Below are 20947 nucleotides of genomic sequence, written 5' to 3' on the forward strand. Positions count from 1 at the left end.
GGGGGACGCCGCGCCCGCTCGTGGAGACGAGGCTTAGCCGGGCTGGGCCGGTCCTCGCTCCATCCCGCTCGAGCCGGGGGACGGCTCGTCGGGGCGTGACGGCGGCGCCTTCGAGCCGCCGAAACCTTCAGATCCGAAGCCCTTTCGACCGAAACCGTCCGGCCCCATGACGAGCGCGGCGCGTTCGAGCTGTTCAGGCGTCAGCTTCGGTTTGAGCGCCTCGATCGCGCTCTTCAGCTTTTCCGCGGCGCGGCCGCGCGCGACCGCGTCATCGGCCATCGCCTGCTCCGCGGAGAAAGCCTCCGGAGCGTCGGTCTTGGCCGGCGGCTTCGGCGGCGCGAGCATCGCCTGCAGCGCGTCGGAATAATCGCGCCACGCGTCGAGCTGGCCGGAGCGGATGCCGATCGCCGTTTCCTGCGCGGCGAGCACGGCGGCGAGCGGCGGGCCGAATTTCGGTCCGGGCGGCGGGCCGCCTCGCCAGCCATGCGGCCCCTTTGGACCGAAGGGCTTGGGACCGCGCGGATGAGGCGGCCTGTCCGGCCAGCCGGCCGCTGGGTCGAAATCGGCTCGGGCCAGCACGGTCACGGCCCTGTCCTGATCCTTCGTCGCCGTCGCCGGGGCCGCCCAGGCGAGCGAGCCCGCGACCATGGCCCCAAGGCCAAGCGCGAAGGCGAGGTGGAACGCTTTCATGGGCGTCTCCCTGTGGTTTCGTCGGGAGCCACCATGGAGGCCAGGCGTTGCGCGCTTACGTCCGGGCGGTGTGGAAACGTTTCCGGCAGGGCGATTTTCGTTTCCGAACGTTGCGGAGACCACAGGCGAGACGTTCGGCAACGCGGACGGTTTCGCCCGGCGAGCGGCGATCGGCTAAAAAGCGCCTCGCGCCGGCAGGTCGTTCTCGACGAGGGCCGACGCGTCTCGGCGAAAGACAGGACCGACGTGAACGCTTCTCCCCACATCCTCGTGGTCGACGACGACGAGGAGATCCGCAAGCTTCTCGGGCGCTATCTCCAGACCCAGGGCCTGAGGGTCTCGCTCGCCGCGAGCCTGAAGGAGCTGAAGGAAAAGCTGCACCGCGGCAGGCCCGATCTCGTCGTGCTCGACGTGATGCTGCCGGACGGCTCGGGCGTCGACTTCTGCCGCGACCTCCGGACGACGTCTGGCGTGCCCGTCATCCTCCTGACGGCGCTGAAAGAGGACGTCGACCGCATCATCGGGCTCGAGATCGGCGCCGACGACTATGTCGGAAAGCCGTTCAACCCGCGCGAACTGGTGGCGCGCATCCGCGCCGTGCTGCGCCGGACCGGCGAGCAGCGCGAGACGCCGCCCGCCTCGGGCCGACGCCATCGCTTCTCAGGCTTCACGGCCGACGCCGACTCGCGCCGGGTGGTCGACGAGACCGGCGCTGAGGTGCCGCTGACCGCCGGCGAGTTCGACCTGCTGATGGCGTTTCTCGAACGCCCGGGCCGCGTGCTGTCGCGCGAGCAGCTGCTCGACATCACGCAGGGGCGCAGCCTGGGACCGTTCGACAGATCGATCGACGTGCTCGTGAGCCGGGTGCGACGCAAACTCGGCGACCAGGGCGCGTTCCAGATCCTCAAGACGCTGCGGAACGGCGGCTATCAGATGACCGCCCGGGTGGAGACGGAGGCGGCGCCCGAATGAACGCTCTCGGCGTCCGCGTCGCCGCGCTCCTGACGCTTGCGATCCTGATTGTGGTCGGGGTCGCGACAGTCCTTGCGCTGCAGTTTCTGGGGCCCCCGCCGCCGCCCGGCGGTCCGCGCCGCGCCGCGGCCCAGCTCGCGATGGCGGTCCGCGCCGTCGAACGGCTGTCGACGGCGGAGTTCGAGAAGCTGGTGGCCGGCGGCGCCGTCTCGATCGGCTCCGCGCCGCCGCCCGGGCCCGAGATCGAGAGCGCGTCCGAGAAGCTCGAGGAAGCGCTTCGGCGCGAGGGCGCGCACGGCGAGGCGCGCGTGGTCGAACCCGCGCCCGGCGCGCCCGCGACCGCGGCCGTGCGGCTTTCCGACGGTCGATGGCTCTCGATCGAGACCGGCCCGCCGCCGGGCCCCGGCCGTCGCGAGTGGCTGGTCTTCGCGTTCTGGCTGGTGCTGATCGCGATCGGCGTCGCGGGGCTCGCGGCCTTTGTGGTGATCCGCTCGACGCGTCCGCTTTCCGTTCTGGAGCGCGCGGTCGCGGCCGTCGGCCCGGACGGCGAGTTCAAGGCGCTGCCGGAGGAAGGGCCGCCCGAAGTGCGGGCCGCGGCGCGCGCCATCAACCAGCTGTCGCTGCGCCTCAAAACCGCGATGGAGAGCCGGATGCGGCTCGTCGCGGCCGCCGGGCACGATCTGCGCACCCCCATGACGCGCATGCGGCTGCGGGCGGAGTTCCTGGCCGACGACGAGGAGCGCGGCAAATGGCTGGCCGACCTCGAAGAGCTCGACCGGATCGCCGACAGCGCCATCCGGCTCGTGCGCGAGGAGGTCGACCCGGACGCGCCTCAGACAGCCGACGTCGCCAAGATGACGAGCGAGATCGCCGCGGAGCTCAGCGAGATCGGACTGCCGGTGCGCGTCACGCGCGCTGCGCCCGCCCGGGCCCTGGTTCGGCCGCTCGCGATGAAGCGCGCGCTGCGCAACCTCGTGGTCAACGCCGCGACCCATGGACTGTCGGCGACGCTTTCGGTCGACGTGACGCCCGACAAGGTGGTGGTCGCGATCGAGGACGAGGGACCGGGCATCCCTCCCGAATTGCTCGAACGCGCCTTCGAGCCGTTCTTCCGCGTCGACCCGGCGCGCAAGGCCACGACGCCCGGCGCAGGGCTTGGCCTCGCCATCGCCAAGGAGATCGTGGCCCGCAACGGCGGCGGGCTGACGATCGCGAACAGGCCCTCGGGCGGCCTCGTCCAGGTCGTCACGCTCCCGCTCGCGAAGGCGCAGGGTGACGCAGCAACCGCCTGGAGCCGCCGCGCCTCGTAACCGAACGTTGCCGCCCGTGATGAGTTGTTTCAGGGGCGGTTTGTTAACGTTCGCGTGATCGTCGCGGCGCAAGCCTTTCCGTCACAGCGCTTTTTCCCGCGATGGCCGCGGAGGACAAAGTCGCCCTGTCACGCGAAAGGATGCGGGCCATGAGCATTGGAGCAGTCGGCGGCGGGAGCTCGATGCTCTCGAGCCTTATGATGAAGGCGCTCGACCAGGACAAGAGCGGGACGGCGTCGCTCGAGGAGTTCACCCCGCTCGGGCAGAGCCTCGAGACGACGTCAGCCGACAAGAGCGAGGACGCGCTCGCCAGGGCCTTCGCCTCGCTCGACTCAGACGAGGACGGTTCGCTCACCGAAGGCGAAATCGCCCAGGGGCTCGCCAAGTTCTCGTCCGAAAGCGCCGGCGCCCTGCTCGGCGCGCAGGAGGCGGCCCGCCCGCCGCCGCCCGGCGGCGCAGGCGGCCCGGGCGGAGGCTTCTTCGCCGAAGCGGACGCAGACGACTCCGGCTCGATCTCGCTCGACGAGTTTTACGGCGGCAGGGCCGAAGTCGGTCTCGTCGGACGACGTCGAAAGCTTGTTCTCCGAAATCGACTCTGACGGCGACGGCGAGATTTCCTCGGACGAGGACGAAGCGTTCCGCACGGCTCAGGGTCCTCAAGGGCCAGGCGGACCGCCGCCGGCGCCGCCCGCGGGAGGCGGATCCGAGGCGTCGGACGAGACCGAGGACGAGACAGACCAGTTGCTCACGTCGTTGTCGGAGCTGCTCAGCGCCCGCGGGACCTACGCCTCGTCGAGCGCCAGCTTCATGGACGAGGCGATCTCGAGCCTGTTCACGGCGAAGGCGTAAAACCGGAAGCCCGCGAGGGTCCAAGGACCCGAGCGGCCCTCACCCGCCTCTGCGCGAAGGCTTCGGATCGATCGCTTCGGCGACGGCGCGGCGGGCGTCCGCCGCGCTGCGGAACAAGCGGCCCTCAAACCGGAAGGCCTCGCGGGCCGCGGCGAAAAAGCGGAACTGTCCGCGTTCGTCGCGAACGACGAGGCCGGCTTCGACGCCGTGGATTTCGATCAGCACTGCAGAATTCATGACGCGACGCGCGGCGCTCCGGCTCGCGCGCTCCCTTGAATCTCGATTGTCCCTGGAAAAAGCGAGCCCGGCTCCAGCGCCGGGCGAAGCGTCGTTTCAGCGGCGACATCGCCGGCTCATGGGCCGGGTCTCGAGTCGGGACATTGAGGACATCAAGGAGAAAGACACGCCGACGCTCCGTGAGGGTCTCCACGAAGCGCCGGCGCGCGTCGCGGCGCTTTAGCCTTGGGGATCGCGGCGCAAGCTGCCCTTCAAAAACCGCGGCCCCGGTCGATGGGGGGGACTTCAGGGATCGACCGGAACAAGGCTGACGATGTCCCTCTCGCGGCGCCGCGTCAAGATACATTTGATCATTTCGATAGATTATATAATTTCGGACCGCCGACGCAGCCTTCGCGACGAACGCGAGAGGGGCGCAAGGCGGAGGGCCGGATGCTCACCAAGAAAGCGAAATACGGGCTCAAGGCCATGGCGCATCTCGCGAAGCTGCCCCAGGGCTCGCCGGCCTTCGTGGCCGACATCGCGAGCGCCATCGGCGCCCCCAAGAAATTTCTGGACGCCATCCTCGGCGAACTCCGCAACGCCGGCATGCTGTGGAGCAAGAAGGGAAAGACCGGCGGCTACATGCTGGCGCGACGCCCCGAAGAGATCGCGGTCGGCGCGATTCTGCGCGTTCTCGACGGCCCCCTCGCCCCGATCGCCTGCGCGAGCAAGTCGGCCTTCTCCGCCTGCCAGGACTGCGAGGACCAGGAGACCTGCGAGGTGAGGCTCGTCATGCTCGAGGTTCGCGAAGCGATCGCCGACGTGCTCGACCGCGCCTCGCTCGCCGAGCTCCGCGACCTCGGCGAACCGGACATGGCGAGCTTCGTCTACGAGATCTGACGAGTCCGAAATACAACCCTGACGCAACCATATCTACAATTACACGTATTACGTGCTTTTTCGCTTCGTCACACTCTGTCGCGACACCGCCGGAGACCGAACCGCCATGGCCTCGAACGACCCCCGATCCGCCAACGTGATGGCCGACGTCATCTCGAGCGAGATCGTCAAGGATCCGAACTTCGTCACGACGCTTGGCCAACCCCAGGTTCTGCAGGGGCTCGTCGACAAGTCGATCGCGCAGACTGACGGCGCGAACAGCCTCGCGCTCAAAAAGACCGAGGCGGACCGCGACCTCACGCAGGCTTACGCCGACAGCCGCGTCTATCTCATCGCCGTCACTGCGCTCAGCCTCGTCTCGGTGATCGTCGTGGTGGCGATCGGCTTTCTCGCCTGGCGTCAGGTGGGTCCGCTGATCGCCGAAACCGCCGCAGCCGTGGACCCAGCGGCAGGGGCGCCCGGCGCCGCGCCTGCCGCGGCCGGAGGGGCGGCCGCTCCGGACCCCGACGCCGCGGCCGACAAGCTCGTCGAGGCGGCCCAGCGCCTCGTGATCGCGATTCCCGACGGGCTGGTGGCGCTCGGCTCCGCCGCCATCGGCGCGCTTGCCGGGCTGCTGGGGCCGCTCAGCTCCCGGAGGTGACGTCGTCGGCGTCCTTCAGCGGCTTCAGATAGGTCCGACCCCTGCCCTTCGGGCCCGGCCGCCCGTCGACGAGCGCCGCCACCATGCCGTGGAGCGTGCGGACGTCCTGCAGGCTCGGCTCCATCCGGTGGATCATGTTGCGGATGTTGCGGACCATCGAGGCGCGCTTGTCGGCCGAGCGGAAGAAGCCGCCCTCCTCGAGCTCGCCCTCGAGATGGGCGAACAGCGCCAGCGTCTCCTCATGGGTGGGCGGACGCGCGCGGGACGGCATCTCGAAGGCAGGCGCGCCGCCGGCCGCGGCCTTGAACCACTCGTAGCCCATGAGCAGCACCGCCATGCCGAGGTTGAGGCTCGCATAGGTGGGGTTCACCGGATAGGTGACGACGCGGGCGGCGAGCGCCACCTCGTCGTTCTCGAGCCCCGTGCGCTCGCGCCCGAACAGGATCGCGACCCGCCCGCCAGCGGTGATCTCGCCGAGCGCGCGGGCGGCCGCCGCCTCCGGCGCGTCGACGGGCTTGGCCTGCCCCCGCTCCCGCGCGGTCGTGGCGAAGACCAGCGTCGCGTCGGCGATCGCCTCCTCGACGGTCTCGAAGTTTCGCGCCGCGTCGAGCACATGGGTCGCGCCGGCGGAGAAGATGCGCGCCTTCTCGTCCGAGGCTTTCGCGCGGCCGTTCACGATCCGCAGATCGGCGAGCGCGAAGTTCGCCATGGCGCGCGCGACCGAACCGACGTTTTCTGAGAGTTGCGGCTCGACGAGAACGATCGCGGGGCCTGAGGGCAGGCTCAGCGAGAGGTCTTGCTTGGTGTGGTCGGTGCCGGCCATGCGCGTTCACTGGGACGTTACGGAGCGCCCCGATAGCACGCGTCAGCCAAAACCGTCAGGCCTTGCGACGCTCGGCGAAAGCAAACAGCAGCGCCGCCAGGGGCAAGGCCGCGCCGACGAGCGCAGTCGTGGCCCAGCCGAAATTGGTCATCAAGGGGCTGGTGATCGACGAGCCGAAGGCGCCGCCGAGGAACAGAACCGCGACGTAAAGCCCGTTGATGCGCCCGCGCGCCGCAGGGTTCAGGCCGTAGATGGTGCGCTGGCCGAAGATCATGTTGGCCTGCACGCCCATGTCGAGCACCACCGCGCCGAACAGCAGCGCCGCGACGCCCATCCAGAGGTCGCCGGCCGCGGCCGCAAAGCCGATCACCACGGCGGAGATCGCGAGCAGCGTGCCGGGGCGGGTGAAGCCGCGATCGGCGAGACGGCCCGCAACAGGGGCGATCAACGCGCCGCTCGCGCCTGCCAGCGCGAACAGGCCGATAAGCGAATGCGACAGGCCGTAGCCCTCCGACAGCCGCATCGGCGAGGCGGTCCAGAACATTGAGAAGGCGGCGAACATCGTCGCCTGGTAGAGCGCGCGGCGGCGAAGCTCCGGATAGGTCTTCCAGAGGTCGAGCATCGAGGCGAGGAAGGCCCCATAGGCGATGCCGCCTTCCGGCCGCCGCGACGGGATCAGCGCGCGCAGCATCAGCGCGACGGCCGCCATCAGCACGGCGGAAAGCGCGAAGACCGCGCGCCAGCCGAAGAAATCCGCGACCACGCCCGCGACAGGGCGGGCGAGAAGGATGCCGAACAAGAGGCCGCTCATGATGGTGCCGACCACCCGCCCGCGGGTCGCCTCGGGCGCCATGCCGGCGACGAGCGGCAGCAGCATTTGCGCGGCGACCGACGAGACGCCGATCAGCAGCGCTGCGGCGAGGAACACCGAACCGGTCGGCGCGAGCGCCGCTACGACGAGCGCCGCGACCGCAAAGCCGAGCGTGATGGTGAGCAGGCGCCGGCTCTCGAAGATGTCGACCAGCGGCGCGATCAGGATGAGGCCGACCGCGTAGCCGATCTGCGACAGGGCGACGACCGCGCTCGCGGCGGACGGCGCGATTGCGAGATCGCGCGCGATCAGGTCGACGAGCGGCTGGCCGTAATAGAGGTTCGCGACGATCGCCCCGCAGGCCACCGCCGCGGCCAGCACCACGGCCGTGCTCGGCGCCTCGTCGATCGCGCGGCTCGCGCCAAGGGTCTCGGTGCTGGACATGGGGATCGCCGGAAACTTCCTGAGAGGTTCCGGCTCATGTAGCCCCCCGGGTCCCGCGCGCCAGATGCTGCAGCGCAAGACAGGAATGCGCGGAGAGGCGGCGCGCCGCCGGCTCCGGCTGCGGCGGCGCGAGGGGAGGCGCCGCCGCTGAGGTCAGTCTGAGGTCAGTCGTCCTTGCCGCGGCCACGGCCGCGACGGCCGCCCTTGTCGTCGTTCTTGTCATGGCTCTTGCCGTCGTCGGCGCCGTGGCGGGCGAGCACGATCGGGGCGGCGTCGGAGGCCGAGGCGTGGCCGGAGCCGCGCTTGTGATGGCCCTTGTCGTCGTTCTTGTCGTGGTTCGCGCCGTCGTCGGCGCCGTGGCGGGCGAGAACGAGCGCGGCGGCCGGGTGGGAGACGGCCGCGTCCGTGGCGGGGGCGACGGCGGCGGAAGCGGGAAGCGCGCCGGCGACCGCAAGAGCGCCGAGGGCGATGAGCGTACGAACGATCATGACGTATCCTTTCTCGGGTTCGGCGGGATGAGGGCTGCGGGCCCCGAGCCGATGGAGACAAGACCTAACGGACGCCGCCCCATGCCTGCCTGACGCAGCGGGTCAGCTTCGCGTCAGCTTGGATGCGCTAAGCATAGATACGGCCGATGCGCAGGCGTTCGGCGCCAAGATCGCATCTATATTTCACAGGACTTCACCATGACGCGCGCGTTGCACGCCGTCTTCGGGAGAGCTTTGTCCGCGGCCATGGCCTGCGCGATCGCGACTTCGCCCTCGGGCGCCGTCGCCGCGAAGCGCCGGAGCGCCGCGATGGCGCCGGCTTTCGCCGGGGCGCTGTTTCGGGCGCCGGACGCCGACGGGCTCACCTCCCGCCGCCGCGCGACGCTGCGGCTGTCAGACGCCGCGGACGACCTCGACGATCCGTTCTCCGAGGGTTCGGCGGCGGGATCGCGCGGCCTCGAACTCGCCCCCGGATGGACGGCCAAGGCGTCGGTCTATGGCGCGGGCCGCCCCGACCGGAGCCGATCGCCGCTCGACGCTTCGACCGATGGTTTTTCGTCTCGCCTCACGCGCTCCTTTGGCCAAGGCGCCTCGCTTTCGAGTTCGGTCGAGACCGATCCGTCCGTCATGACCACCACGCTCGAAGCAAAGCAGGAGTTCCGTGGAACGGTCGGACGCCGCAAGGCGGTGGTGTCGGGCCTCGAGGTCGGCTGGGCGCGCGAGCAGAAGGTCGGCCACGGCTTCTACGCTTCCTTCGCGCAAGGCGGCGTCGCCCAGACCCGCCGGGGAACCTCCCACCTCACCCGCGACGCCCTCTGGATCAACAGCAAGACCAGCGTCGAGATCGCGCCGAGCCTCTCGCTCACGGCCGAGTTCGAGGCCGAAACCAACTCCGGCGGCCGCATGCTGCTGGGCTACTTCGGGATTAAGCAGAACTGGTGACCGCCCTTCAGCCTTGGCGGGGTTCGCGCCCACATGCTAGAGCGTGCGGCGCACCATCCCCCTTCCCGAAGGATCCGAGCCACATGTCCAAGATCAAGGTCGCCAATCCAGTCGTCGAACTCGACGGCGACGAGATGACCCGCATCATCTGGCAGTCGATCAAGGACAAGCTGATCCATCCCTATCTCGACCTCGACCTGCACTACTACGACCTCGGCGTCGAGCACCGCGACGCGACCGAGGACAAGGTGACGGTCGAGGCGGCGGAAGCGATCAAGAAGCACGGCGTCGGCGTGAAGTGCGCGACGATCACCCCCGACGAGCAGCGGGTCGAGGAGTTCGGCCTCAAGAAGATGTGGCGCTCGCCGAACGGCACCATCCGCAACATCCTCGGCGGCGTGATCTTCCGTGAGCCGATCATCTGCAAGAACGTGCCGCGCCTCGTGCCGGGCTGGACGCAGCCGATCGTGGTCGGCCGCCACGCTTTCGGCGACCAGTACCGCGCGACGGACTTCAAGTTCCCGGGCAAAGGCAAGTTGACGATCAAGTTCGTGGGCGAAGACGGCACGACGATCGAGCACGAGGTGTTCGACGCGCCGGGCTCAGGCGTCGCCATGGCGATGTACAATCTCGACGAGTCCATCAAGGACTTCGCCCGCGCTTCGCTGAACTACGGCCTCGCGCGCGGCTTCCCGGTCTATCTCTCGACCAAGAACACGATCCTCAAGGCCTATGACGGCCGCTTCAAGGACATCTTCCAGGCGGTCTACGACGGGGAGTTCAAGGACAAGTTCGCCGCCGCCAAGATCTGGTACGAGCACCGCCTGATCGACGACATGGTGGCCTCGGCGCTGAAGTGGTCCGGCGGCTATGTCTGGGCCTGCAAGAACTATGACGGCGACGTCCAGTCCGACACGGTGGCGCAGGGCTTCGGCTCGCTCGGCCTGATGACGTCGGTGCTCACCACCCCGGACGGCAAGATCATGGAGGCGGAAGCCGCGCACGGCACCGTCACCCGCCACTACCGCGAGCACCAGAAGGGCAAGGCGACCTCGACCAACTCGATCGCCTCGATCTTCGCCTGGACCCGCGGCCTCGGCCACCGCGCCAAGCTCGACGACAACGCGCAGCTCAAGACCTTCGCCGAGACGCTGGAGAAGGTCTGCGTCGACACGGTCGAGAGCGGCTTCATGACCAAGGACCTCGCGCTGCTCGTCGGCGACGAGCAGAAGTGGCTGACCACCGAGGGCTTCCTCGACAAGGTCGACGAGAACCTCCAGAAGGCCATGGCCTGAGGTTTCGGCGTGGCGGCGCGGTTCTGGCCGCGCCGCCCGTCATGCTCGATGCTTATCCCATAATCCGAAGTCATGATCACCTGCGCAAAGGCGGTGGCGTGACGTCGTGTTTGGCCCCACATTCTCGGCGCATCTTACCGCCAACTGTCGCACAGACATTATGAACCCGCGTTCATCTCTCTGAACCTCACCTAAATCGCTGCTTCGCGCGCGGTTCATCCGCGCCCCGATACCGTCCTTCCATTGTCGAGAGGCGTCACCGTGCGCAAGCAGGGCCGCCTTGAACGAGATGAGGGACGACGACGATGACGGACTCGGCCAAACAGACCGCGCTTTTCTTCGGCTTCGTGACCGCCGCCATGACCTACGCCTCGGCGCAGGCGACGCCTGTCCATCCGCAGCCGACCGGCGTGGGCGCAGCGCAGCAGACCATGGTCGAAAAGACCAAGCTGGACCGCAAGCGCGTCGCTCGCATCGAGCATGAGATCAAGATCAGCAACCAGCGCCGATCCAAACCCGCCTAATTTCGCGCCACAGGACATCGACTGTGCAAGTCGATCACGATTTTCGCGACGCTGACTTTCAGCGGAACGATGCGGCGCCACGACCTGTTGGTCTGTCGAAGCCCGACGCCAGACTTCGGCGCCTCGCATCGAAACTGTACAGGAAACAATTATGTCTATGATTTTCAGAAACGCCGCTCTCGCCGCCGCCGCCATTCTCGCCTCGAGCGCGACTTACGCGGTCGCCCAGTCTGGCCTGTCGACGGCAAGGGGCAGGCCGGGGCCGCCGCGCACCGCACCATCCAGCAGGACACGGTCGCAAGAGGCGATTATTCGGCGGCTGAGGAGCAGATGGTCGCGCCGTCCGAGAGCTATCGCTCGGCGGAGCTGCGGCGCGGATCGGAACGCGGATATGAGACGCGGTCCGTCTCGGAGCCGCGCGGCTACAGGTCTGACGCGCAGATGAGCGAGGAGCCCTCGGCCGAGGTCAGCGGTCCGCAGGACCGCCGCTAAGCGTCACGGCGCACGATCGCCGGAGAGAGACGAGGCCGCCGGCGATCGCCCGGCGGCCTTTTCGTTGCGTCTTCGCCGACGGATGCTCGTTCGGCCCGAGCCTCGCCGGCATGTCGTCTGGCAGAAGCTCGCCGCGCGAACGATCGGCTGACTGCGCCAACGTCCCCATCGGCTCAAGCGGCTGCTGCGTCGTCCGCTCAGGCCGCCTCGAGCTTGGCCGCCACCGCGTCGAGCGCTTCGGCCGCCTTCGCGCCGTCCGGTCCGCCGGCCTGCGCCATGTCGGGCCGACCGCCGCCGCCCGAACCGCCGAGCGCCGCCGAGGCGACGCGCACGAGGTCGACGGCGTTGAACTTCGCGGTCAGGTCCGCCGTGACGCCCACCACCACGCCGGCCTTGCCCTCGGCAGTGACGCCCACGATCGCCGCGACGCCGGAGCCGAGCGACTTCTTGGCCTCGTCGACGAGGCCCTTGAGATCCTTCATCTCGACGCCTTCGACGGTTCTGGCGAACAGTTTCACGCCGCCCACCTCGCGGGTCGCGTCCTGCGCGCCGCCGCCTCCGCCGCCCATGGCGAGCTTCTTGCGGGCGTCAGCGAGCTCGCGCTCGAGGCGTTTGCGCTCCTCGATGAGAGTCTCCACGCGGGCCACGACCTCAGCCTCAGGGGCCTTCAGCAGCGCCGCGAGATCGGCGACGCGCGCGTTCTGGCTTTCGAGATAAAGCCGCGCCGCCTCGCCGGTGAGCGCCTCGACGCGGCGGACGCCGGACGCCACGCCGCTCTCGCCCACGATGGTGATCGGCCCGATCTCGCCGGTCGAGGCCACATGGGTGCCGCCGCAGAGCTCGACCGAAAACGCCTTGTTCGAGCCCTCGGCCGCGCGGCCCATCGAGACCACGCGAACCTCCTCGCCATACTTCTCGCCGAAGAGCGCCCGGGCGCCCGACTCCATGGCGTCGGCGACCGGCATCACGCGGGTGACCACCGGATCGTTCTGCCAGACGACGGCGTTGGCCAGCCGCTCGATCTCGCTCAGCTCGGCGTCCGAGATGGGCTTGGGGTGGCTGAAGTCGAAGCGCAGGCGATCGGGCGCGACCAGCGAACCCTTCTGGGCGATGTGGTCGCCGAGCGTGAGGCGCAGCGCTTCATGCAGCAGATGGGTGGCGGAATGGTTGCCGCGCACCTCGGAGCGGCGCGCATGCTCGACCTCGAGCGTCAGCTCGTCGCCGACCGCGACCGAGCCTTCCGTGACCTCGACCGTATGGACGAAGAGGTCGCCGAGCTTTTTGGAGACGTCCGTCACGCGAAGCTTCGCGCCGTCGCCCGCCATCGAGCCGTGGTCGCCGACCTGACCGCCGGATTCGGCGTAGAACGGCGTCTGGTTCAGCACCACCGCGCCGGTTTCGCCGGCGTTCAGCCGCTCGACCTCCTGACCGTCGCGAAGCAGCGCGACGACGGCGCCTTGCGCCTTTTCTTCCGCGTATCCGAGAAACTCCGTCGCTCCGACGCGGTCGCGCAGGCCGAACCACACCGTTTCGGTCGCGGCTTCGCCCGAGCCCGACCAGGCGGCGCGCGCCTCGGCCTTCTGCTTGGCCATGGCGGCGTCGAAGCCGGCGGTGTCGACCGTGATGCCGCGCGGACGCAGGGCGTCCTGCGTGAGATCGAGCGGGAAACCGTAGGTGTCGTAGAGCTTGAAGGCGGTTTCGCCCGAGAGGCTGCCGCCGGACGTCAGGCCGTCGGTCGCCTCGTCGAGAAGGCCGAGCCCGCGCGCGAGCGTCTGGCGGAAGCGAGTCTCCTCGCGCTCCAGCGTTTCGGCGATCAGGCCTTCGGCGCGCACGAGCTCAGGGTAGGCGCCGCCCATCTCGCGCGCGCGCGGGCACGAGGCGGTGCATCAGCGGCTCCTTGGCGCCGATGAGCTGCGCATGGCGCATGGCGCGGCGCATGATGCGGCGGAGCACGTAGCCGCGGCCCTCGTTGCCCGGCAGCACCCCCTCGGCGACGAGGAAGCTCGATGCGCGCAGGTGATCGGCGATGACGCGGTGGCTCGCGAGCGCTGCGCCTTCCGCCGGCACACCGGAGGCCTCGACGCTCGCCCGGATCAGCGCGCGGAAGAGGTCCGTCTCGAACACCGACTGGACGCCCTGCAGCAGCGCCGACATGCGCTCGAGGCCCATGCCCGTGTCGATCGAGGGGCGCGGCAGGTCGCGGCGGTCGCCCGGCGCGATCTGGTCGTACTGCATGAAGACCAGGTTCCAGAATTCGAGGAACCGGTCGCCGTCCTCGTCCGCGCTGCCGGGAGGGCCGCCGAACACGCTCTCGCCCTGGTCGAAGAAGAGCTCCGAGCACGGCCCGCAGGGGCCGGTCTCGCCTGCGGCCCAGAAATTGTCGGAGCTTGCGATGCGGATGATGCGGCGGTCGGAGAAGCCCGCGATCTTCTTCCAGAGATCGGCCGCCTCGTCGTCGTCGATGTAGACGGTGACGAGCAGCCGGCTCGCCGGAATGTCGAAATGCTTGGTGACGAGGTTCCAGGCGAGCTCGATGGCCCGTTCCTTGAAATAGTCGCCGAACGAGAAATTGCCGAGCATCTCGAAGAAGGTGAGATGGCGCGCCGTGTAGCCGACATTGTCGAGGTCGTTGTGCTTGCCGCCGGCGCGCAGGCATTTCTGGGCTGTGGTCGCGGTGGCGTAAGCGCGCTTCTCGACGCCGGTGAACAGCGTCTTGAACTGGACCATGCCGGCGCTGGTGAACATCAGCGTCGGGTCGTTCCGAGGCACGAGCGGACCCGAGGCGACCGGGGCGTGGCCCTCGGTCGCGAAGTAGTCGAGGAAGGTCTTGCGGATTTCGTTGACGCCGCTCATCGCGCTGAAGTTCGCCTGGATCTCTAGAAAAGGCGGTCGCCCGGAGGGCGACGCGGCAGGCGTCGCCGGAAATGACCGGCGCCCCGTGGCGCGGCGCTCGCGGCCGCGCCACGGGGCGCGGCGGCACCATAGCCAGGGCGTTCTCGCGATGTCCAGAAATCCCGTCCGCCGCCGCCCTCGACGACGAAAAGGCCGCGCCGGAGAAGCCGGCGCGGGCCTTTCTGAAACCCTCTCGGTCAGCCGACCCGCTCGTCGCGAGGCCGTCGCGAGCTCTTGCTTAATCGGCGTCGACGTCCGGATCGTTGGGGTCGACCTGGTCGAAGATCTTCTCGGCGATGATGCCCGAGGCCTGGCGAACCTCCGACTCGATCCGCCGCGCGATCTCGACGTTCTCCTTGAGATAGACCTTCGCGTTCTCACGGCCCTGGCCGAGACGCTGGCTGTCATAGGAGTACCAGGCGCCCGACTTCTCGACGATGCCGGCCTTGACGCCGAGATCGATCAGCTCGCCGGTCTTCGACACGCCCTCGCCGTACATGATGTCGAACTCGACCTGCTTGAACGGCGGCGCGACCTTGTTCTTGACCACCTTGACGCGGGTCTGGTTGCCCACGACCTCGTCGCGCTCCTTGATGGCGCCGATGCGACGGATGTCGAGGCGCACCGAGGCGTAGAACTTGAGCGCGTTGCCGCCCGTGGTGGTCTCGGGCGAACCGTACATCACGCCGATCTTCATGCGGATCTGATTGATGAAGATCACCATGGTGTTGGACTTCGAGATCGAGCCCGTGAGCTTCCGCAGCGCCTGGCTCATCAGGCGCGCCTGAAGGCCGGGCTGCACCTCGCCCATCTCGCCCTCGAGCTCGGCGCGCGGCGTGAGCGCGGCGACCGAATCGACCACCAGCACGTCGATCGCGCCCGAGCGCACCAGCGTGTCGGCGATCTCGAGCGCCTGCTCGCCGGTGTCCGGCTGCGAGATCAGCAGATCCTCGAGGTTCACGCCGAGCTTGCGGGCGTAAACCGGATCGAGCGCGTGCTCGGCGTCGACGAAGGCGCAGACGCCGCCCTTCTTCTGGGCCTCGGCGATGGTGTGCAGCGCAAGCGTGGTCTTGCCCGAGCTTTCCGGGCCGAAGATCTCGACGATGCGGCCGCGCGGCAGGCCGCCGACGCCGAGCGCGATGTCGAGGCCGAGCGAGCCGGTGGAGACGGTCGCGATCTCGGCCGCGGCCTGCCCGGCGCCGAGTCGCATGATCGAGCCTTTTCCGAAGGCGCGCTCGATCTGAGACAGGGCGGCGTCGAGCGCCTTGGTCTTGTCCATGGAGCTTCCTTCGACGAGACGAAGCGAGGGCTGGGGCATCGCGGGGGCTCCTTATGGCACGGGCTGCTGCGGGGCTTCAACGCGATGAGATGTACCGTTTTTGTTCACGGAACACAAGTAGAACATATGGGGTTGAGGGCGAGCGGAACACGCTAGCGGTTGATCCGGGGGCGCGGATCGTCTGGCGAATCGATCGCAGAACCCGCCGCCGTCGTCCCGGCCGGAGAGCCGGGATCCAGATCCGCCGGCGAAACAGAAGACGCCGGACGAACCGAAACGCCTTGATTGAACAGACCTTCAGTTCTCCGCCCGGGCTCAAGGCCGCGACGACGGCCGCGGCTCCACGCGAGGGCCTCGCGGACTCAACTCCCCGCCGCGCCGTCGCCGATCGTCTCCTTCACGGCCTGGATGAGCTGCTTCAGGCTGAAGGGTTTCGGCAGGAACGAGAAGGTCTCGCCCTCGGGCAGGTTTTTCTTGAAGGCGTCCTCGGCGTAGCCGGACACGAAGATGATCTTGAGCGTCGGCTGCGTCTTGCGGAGCTCGCGCAGCAGGCTCGGCCCGTCCATCTCGGGCATCACCACGTCCGAGACCACGAGCTGGATCTCGGAGCCGTGGGTCTTCATCTGCTCGAGCGCCTCAACGCCCGAGCGCGCCTCGACCACGGTGTAGCCGCGCGAGGCGAGCGCGCGGGCTCCGAAGGCCCGCACCGCGTCTTCGTCCTCGACCAGCAGCACGGTGCCGGAGCCGGTCATGTCCTGCTGGGGCGCGGCGGCCGCCACCGCGGGCTTGGCCTCGTCCTCGGCCACGGCGTGGTGGCGCGGCAGGAACACGCGGAAGATCGCGCCGCGGCCGGGCTCGGAGACCGCGAACACATAGCCGTCGGTCTGCTTCACGATGCCGTAGACGGTCGAGAGCCCGAGGCCCGTGCCCTTGCCCACTTCCTTGGTCGAGAAGAACGGCTCGAAGATCTTGTCGATGATCTCGGACGGAATGCCGGGGCCGGTGTCCTCGACGTCGATCTGGACGTAGTCCGCCGCCTGCATCTCGGCGTGGCCGAGCGCGGGAACCTCGGCGGCGGCGATGTTGCGCGTGCGGATGGTGACGAGGCCGCCTTCCGCGCCGGATTTGCCGTCCATCATGGCGTCGCGGGCGTTCACCACCAGGTTGATGATCACCTGCTCGAACTGGTTGAGGTCGGCCTTGATCAGCCACAGGTCGCGCCCGTGCACGACCTCGAGCTTGATCTTCTCGCCGAGCAGCCGCGAAAGCAGCATGCGCACGTCCGCCAGCACGTCGCCGAGCGCGATGACCTGCGGGCGCAGCGTCTGGCGGCGCGAGAAGGCCAGCAGCTGGCGAACGAGGCTCGCGGCCCGGTTCGCGTTCTGCTTGATCTGCATGATGTCCTGGAAGGACGGGTCGGTCGGCCGGTGATTGGCGAGCAGCAGGTCCGAATAGCCGATGATCGCGAGCACGTTGTTGAAGTGCGCGACGCCGCCCGCAAGCTGGCCGACGGGTTCATCTTCTGGCTCTGGGCGAACTTGGCCTCGAGCGCCTTCTGGTCGGTGGTGTCGAGCGCGTAGACCACCGCCGCCTCGTCGTCGCCGTCGCGATCGTCGACGCGGGTGACGAAAAGCGTCGCGGAGCGTCCGGCCTCGCCCGGCAGGGTCGCCTCGACGGGCGCGATGTCGCCCTCCCCGCGCGCCGCCGCCGAGACCGCGGCCTCGAGCGCGGTGCGGTCGCGTTCGGCGGCGAGGCAGGCGAACACCGAGCGCTCGTCGCCCTCCCCGCGCAGCCGGTCGCCGAAAAGCTTGGCGAAGGGCGCGTTGGCGCGGGCGATCCGGCCGCGCGCGTCCACGGTCGCGATCGCGAGCGGCGTGTTGTTGAAGAAGCGCGCGAACCGCACCTCGGCGGCGCGCAGGGGCTCGGAGACGTCCTGGCCAGGGCCGCGGTCGAGCACGAGCGTGCGCGAGGCGCCGGCCGCCCCGTCCTGCCCCCAGGCGACGGCGTGCAGCAGCCGCGCCGGCGTCGGCCGGCCGCCGCGGGTCCTCAGATCGACGTCGATGATCTCGGTCGAGGTGCCGCCCGGGGCCGGGGCCGCCGCCTCGACGAGCGCCGCGCCTTCGCCCGCAAGGATGTCGCGCAGCTTCAGCGCGCCGGGGCCGACGCGGGTGAGATCCTGGTCCAGCCAACCGGCGAGCGTGGCGTTCATATAGACAATCGAGCCGTCGGCTTCGGCGGCGAAGAAGCCGGCGGGCGCATGGTCGAGGAAGTCGACCGCATGCTGCAGCTCCTGGAACACGTTCTCCTGGCGCTCGCGCTCGCCGGTGACGTCGGAGAGCGTCCAGACCGTCTCCGCGGCGCCGGCGCGCGTCACCGGCCGCACGCCGATGCGGAACCAGGCGCCGCCCGTCCGGCGTCGCGCGCGCGCTTCTTCGAAGGCGCGCTTGCCGCCGCTCGCGGCCTGCGAGAGCCGGTAGATCGCCTCGGCGACGTCGGCGTTGCCGGCGAAGACGCGCTCCACCGTCCGGGCGGCGGCGGGCCCTTCAGCGCGCGTGAGGTCGAGATAAGCGTCGTTGGCGAGCACGATCCGGCCGCTCTGGTCGGTCACCAGCACGCCGTGCTCGTCGGTCGCGACGATGGCGCGGGAAAGCTCGTCGCGCGCGCCGCGCGAGCCGACCTGCACGAGGCCGATGGCGGCGGCGAACAGCGCGAAGACGCCGACGACCGAAAGGATCGCGAGCAGCGCGAGGATCCACGGCTGCGCCTCCTCGCCCTTCAGGAACGAGATCGCGAGCCCCGCCCCGACGAGGGCGACGGCCAGCAGCGCCACGAGGCCGATCGAACCGGAACGGCCCGACCGGTCGATCGGCGGCTCTGCGGCGCGTTCGCCGCCCTCGGCGAGGCTCGACATGGCGGCTCCTGACGGACGTTGCGATTCGCGCGGGCCGGGAGACCCTCGACGTCGCTGCGAAGATGCGGCGAGACGAGAGGCCGCGCAACACGGAGGCGGACCCGAGGGGCTCGACGCGCGCGCCCGGCGTGCTAAAAGTCCGCGAAACGAGGCCGCGCGGCCTCACGCCTTCGGAGTTCGCCTTCCGTGACCGACCAGACGTCGCATTCGATCCAGACGCCGCTGGCGCGCGTCACTCTGGTCTCGGCCGTGATTCTGATCGCGGCTCAGACCATCACGGCGGCGGTCGCAGGCGGCTGGGCGATCGCGGGCTTCCTCGGCCTCGGCGAATACTTCGCCTGGGGGTTCGAGGCCGCGGGCCTGTGCCTCGGCGTGTGGGCCGTCGTCGCCTTCGTGCGCTCGGCTCTCAAGAACGACCCGGGCCGCCGCGGCGCCGAGCAGCCGCAGGGCTGAAGCTCCTCCCTGACTATCCTTTGGGTTTCACGGCTGCCGCTGGCTTGCGCGCCTGCCGCCGGGTCGCGCGCCGCTGCCCGGCCTGCGCTCAAAACGCGCATCCGGATGGCTTGCGCGTCGCTTCTGTAACATTATAACGTTGAGATCTCTCGACCTCCCGGCGTCGCCTCATGCCTCACGACCATTCCGGCCACGACGCGCACGACCATCATGCGCACGGCCATCATCATGGCGGCCATCGTCGTCTTCAATCGGGACGTCCCGCGCCTGACGCGACCGGGTCGCTGCTGCGCGCCTCCGCCGCCGCGCGGCTGTCGGCGGCGCTCGCCGTGGTCGCGCTCGTCTGGGGCGGCGTCTTGTGGGTCGTGTCGTGAGCGCCGCCTCCGCCATCCGGCTCGACGACGTGACGCTCGGCTATGACCGGCATCCGGCCGTCCATCACCTGACCGGCGAAATCGCGCCCGGAGCGTTGCTTGCGGTCGTCGGCCCGAACGGCGCCGGCAAGTCGACGCTGCTGAAAGGCCTCGTGGGAACGCTGAAGCCGCTGGGCGGACGCATCGACCGCGGCGCGCTGAAAGTGCGGGAGATCGCCTATCTGCCGCAGGCCGCGGCGCTCGACCGGTCCTTTCCGATCGACGTGTTCGACCTCGTCTCCACCGGCCTCTGGCGGCGCAGGGGCCTGTTCGGCGGCCTGTCGAAAGGCGACCGCGCGACCGTGGCCGAGGCGATCGCGAGCGTCGGGCTCTCCGGTTTCGAGCGACGCCAGATCGGCACGCTCTCGGGCGGCCAGCTTCAGCGCGCGCTGTTCGCCCGCCTCGCCTTGCAGGACGCCGCCGTGATCCTGCTCGACGAACCCTTCGCGGCGATCGACGCCAAGACCGTCTCGGACCTGCTCGAGCTCGTGGCGCGCTGGCGGGCCGAGACGCGCACCGTGGTGGCGGTGCTGCACGATCTCGAGACGGTCCGCCGCGCCTTCCCCGAGACGCTGCTTCTTGCGCGACGCCAGGTCGCCTGGGGCCCAACCTCCGAGGCGCTGCGCCCCGAGCGCCTGCTCGAGGCCCGCGGCATGCAGGAAGCCTTCGACGACCACGCGCCCGTCTGCGCCGTGGACCACGCCGCATGACCCCCTACGACGCGCTCGTCGCCCCCTTCGTCGAGTTCGACTTCATGCGCCGCGCTCTCGTCGGCTCGCTCGCTTTGTCGGTCGGGTCGGCGCCCATCGGCGTGTTCCTGATGCTGCGGCGGATGAGCCTGGCGGGCGACGCGATGGCGCACGCGATCCTGCCGGGCGCGGCCGTGGGTTTCCTGGTCGCGGGCCTGTCGCTGCCCGCCATGACGATCGGCGGGCTCGCGGCCGGCGTCGCGGTCGCCGTGCTGGCGGGCCTCCTGACGCGCACCAGCGTTTTGAAGGAGGATGCCGCGCTTGCGGCCTTCTATCTCCTGTCGCTCGCGCTCGGCGTCACGCTGGTCTCGCTGAAAGGCTCGAACGTCGACCTGCTCAACGTGCTGTTCGGCTCGGTGCTCGCGCTCGACGACGACGCGCTGTTCCTGCTCGCAGGCGTGTCCTCGCTGACCCTGCTGACGCTCGCGGCGCTCTATCGATCTCTCGTTCTCGAATGCGTCGACCCGGGCTTCCTCGCCTCGGTCAGCCGGTCCGGCGGACCGACCCACTTCGTCTTCCTCGGCCTCGTGGTGCTCAATCTCGTCGCCGGGTTCCAGGCGCTCGGAACGCTGCTCTCGGTCGGGATCATGATGCTGCCGGCCGCAAGCGCCGCGTTCTGGTCCGCGCGCCTGTCCGGAATGTTCGTGGCGGCGATCGCGGTCGGGGCGCTCGCCAGCCTCTTCGGACTGCTCGGCTCCTACCACACCGGCGTTCCGAGCGGCCCCGCGATCGTGCTCGCCGCGGGCGCGCTTTACCTCGTCTCGATCGCCTTCGGCGCGAGCGCCGGCCTCGTCTGGCGTCTGCTGCCCGCGCGCCGACACCGCGCGGCCTGAACCTTCTCGTCCAACAGG

At 69.5% G+C, this 20947-nt stretch carries 18 protein-coding genes and 3 pseudogenes; 13 read left to right on the forward strand and 8 right to left on the reverse strand.

Annotation, left to right across the window (positions count from 1 at the left end; translation table 11 throughout):
- Window positions 1-33: 33 nt before the first annotated feature.
- Window positions 34-690 (reverse strand): hypothetical protein, encoded by a 657-nt coding sequence (locus K6K41_RS05105; protein ID WP_261404167.1) that lies wholly within the window; start codon window positions 688-690, stop codon window positions 34-36.
- Between the two features lie 246 nt (window positions 691-936).
- On the opposite strand from K6K41_RS05105, the gene K6K41_RS05110 reads away from it, so the two are divergent.
- The 3 genes from K6K41_RS05110 to K6K41_RS05120 all read left to right on the forward strand — a co-directional run bounded on the left by K6K41_RS05110 (window position 937) and on the right by K6K41_RS05120 (window position 3571).
- The gene (locus K6K41_RS05110; RefSeq protein WP_261404168.1) at window positions 937-1662 is read left to right on the forward strand and encodes a response regulator transcription factor; all 726 of its coding nucleotides are present in this window, start codon (window positions 937-939) and stop codon (window positions 1660-1662) included.
- Complete coding sequence (locus tag K6K41_RS05115) at window positions 1659-2972, forward strand: ATP-binding protein (RefSeq protein WP_261404169.1); 1314 nt, start codon at window positions 1659-1661, stop codon at window positions 2970-2972. The genes K6K41_RS05110 and K6K41_RS05115 overlap by 4 nt, the downstream gene beginning before the upstream one ends.
- A gap of 149 nt (window positions 2973-3121) precedes the next feature.
- Window positions 3122-3571, forward strand: a complete 450-nt coding sequence (locus K6K41_RS05120) for an EF-hand domain-containing protein (RefSeq protein ID WP_261404170.1) — start codon at window positions 3122-3124, stop codon at window positions 3569-3571.
- Between the two features lie 289 nt (window positions 3572-3860).
- On the opposite strand, the gene K6K41_RS05125 is transcribed toward K6K41_RS05120, so the two are convergent.
- Window positions 3861-4058, reverse strand: coding sequence for a hypothetical protein (locus tag K6K41_RS05125; RefSeq protein ID WP_261404171.1), 198 nt, complete (start codon window positions 4056-4058; stop codon window positions 3861-3863).
- A gap of 432 nt (window positions 4059-4490) precedes the next feature.
- Between K6K41_RS05125 and K6K41_RS05130 the strand changes: the two genes are divergently transcribed.
- Together K6K41_RS05130 and K6K41_RS05135 are read left to right on the forward strand one after the other, a co-directional pair.
- On the forward strand, window positions 4491-4940 hold the full coding sequence (locus tag K6K41_RS05130; RefSeq protein ID WP_261404172.1) for an RrF2 family transcriptional regulator: 450 nt from the start codon (window positions 4491-4493) through the stop codon (window positions 4938-4940).
- 106 nt (window positions 4941-5046) lie between these two features.
- A complete protein-coding gene (locus tag K6K41_RS05135) occupies window positions 5047-5580 on the forward strand; it encodes a hypothetical protein (RefSeq protein WP_261404173.1) in 534 nt (177 codons plus the stop codon).
- Here K6K41_RS05135 and K6K41_RS05140 read toward each other — a convergent pair.
- The 3 genes from K6K41_RS05140 to K6K41_RS05150 all read right to left on the reverse strand — a co-directional run bounded on the left by K6K41_RS05140 (window position 5564) and on the right by K6K41_RS05150 (window position 8146).
- A complete protein-coding gene (locus K6K41_RS05140) occupies window positions 5564-6403 on the reverse strand; it encodes an RNA methyltransferase (protein ID WP_261404174.1) in 840 nt (279 codons plus the stop codon). The genes K6K41_RS05135 and K6K41_RS05140 overlap by 17 nt on opposite strands.
- Before the next feature lie 55 nt (window positions 6404-6458).
- Window positions 6459-7658 carry an MFS transporter gene (locus K6K41_RS05145; RefSeq protein ID WP_261404175.1) on the reverse strand — a complete coding sequence of 400 codons (1200 nt, stop codon included), beginning with the start codon at window positions 7656-7658 and terminating at the stop codon, window positions 6459-6461.
- 164 nt (window positions 7659-7822) lie between these two features.
- Window positions 7823-8146 (reverse strand): hypothetical protein, encoded by a 324-nt coding sequence (locus tag K6K41_RS05150; protein ID WP_261404176.1) that lies wholly within the window; start codon window positions 8144-8146, stop codon window positions 7823-7825.
- 198 nt (window positions 8147-8344) lie between these two features.
- Between K6K41_RS05150 and K6K41_RS05155 the strand changes: the two genes are divergently transcribed.
- The 4 genes from K6K41_RS05155 to K6K41_RS05170 all read left to right on the forward strand — a co-directional run bounded on the left by K6K41_RS05155 (window position 8345) and on the right by K6K41_RS05170 (window position 11399).
- Window positions 8345-9088: a hypothetical protein gene (locus K6K41_RS05155; RefSeq protein WP_261404177.1), complete on the forward strand. Its 744-nt coding sequence runs from the start codon at window positions 8345-8347 to the stop codon at window positions 9086-9088.
- An 83-nt stretch (window positions 9089-9171) separates the two neighbouring features.
- Entirely contained in the window at window positions 9172-10383 is a 1212-nt protein-coding gene (locus K6K41_RS05160) for an NADP-dependent isocitrate dehydrogenase (protein WP_261404178.1), read from the forward strand.
- A gap of 305 nt (window positions 10384-10688) precedes the next feature.
- The gene (locus K6K41_RS05165; RefSeq protein ID WP_261404179.1) at window positions 10689-10907 is read left to right on the forward strand and encodes a hypothetical protein; all 219 of its coding nucleotides are present in this window, start codon (window positions 10689-10691) and stop codon (window positions 10905-10907) included.
- Between the two features lie 69 nt (window positions 10908-10976).
- A complete protein-coding gene (locus tag K6K41_RS05170) occupies window positions 10977-11399 on the forward strand; it encodes a hypothetical protein (protein ID WP_261404180.1) in 423 nt (140 codons plus the stop codon).
- Between the two features lie 197 nt (window positions 11400-11596).
- Here K6K41_RS05170 and alaS read toward each other — a convergent pair.
- The 3 genes and pseudogenes from alaS to cckA all read right to left on the reverse strand — a co-directional run bounded on the left by alaS (window position 11597) and on the right by cckA (window position 18481).
- Window positions 11597-14252: pseudogene (gene alaS, locus K6K41_RS05175) on the reverse strand (alanine--tRNA ligase).
- 277 nt (window positions 14253-14529) lie between these two features.
- A complete protein-coding gene (gene recA / locus K6K41_RS05180; protein ID WP_261404181.1) occupies window positions 14530-15609 on the reverse strand; it encodes a recombinase RecA in 1080 nt (359 codons plus the stop codon).
- A gap of 323 nt (window positions 15610-15932) precedes the next feature.
- Window positions 15933-18481 (reverse strand): annotated as a pseudogene (gene cckA / locus K6K41_RS05185) (cell cycle histidine kinase CckA).
- Between the two features lie 186 nt (window positions 18482-18667).
- Between cckA and K6K41_RS05190 the strand changes: the two are divergent.
- The 4 genes and pseudogenes from K6K41_RS05190 to K6K41_RS05205 all read left to right on the forward strand — a co-directional run bounded on the left by K6K41_RS05190 (window position 18668) and on the right by K6K41_RS05205 (window position 20929).
- Window positions 18668-18934 carry a hypothetical protein gene (locus K6K41_RS05190; RefSeq protein ID WP_261404182.1) on the forward strand — a complete coding sequence of 89 codons (267 nt, stop codon included), beginning with the start codon at window positions 18668-18670 and terminating at the stop codon, window positions 18932-18934.
- Window positions 18935-19104: 170 nt separating this feature from the next.
- Entirely contained in the window at window positions 19105-19308 is a 204-nt protein-coding gene (locus K6K41_RS05195) for a hypothetical protein (RefSeq protein ID WP_261404183.1), read from the forward strand.
- Between the two features lie 56 nt (window positions 19309-19364).
- Window positions 19365-20057: pseudogene (locus K6K41_RS05200) on the forward strand (metal ABC transporter ATP-binding protein); the annotation flags it as partial.
- Window positions 20054-20929, forward strand: coding sequence for a metal ABC transporter permease (locus tag K6K41_RS05205; protein WP_261404185.1), 876 nt, complete (start codon window positions 20054-20056; stop codon window positions 20927-20929). The pseudogene K6K41_RS05200 and the gene K6K41_RS05205, both read left to right, overlap by 4 nt.
- Window positions 20930-20947: the final 18 nt, after the last annotated feature.

The organism is Chenggangzhangella methanolivorans, assembly GCF_019797865.1.
Taxonomy (GTDB): domain Bacteria; phylum Pseudomonadota; class Alphaproteobacteria; order Rhizobiales; family Methylopilaceae; genus Methylopila; species Methylopila methanolivorans.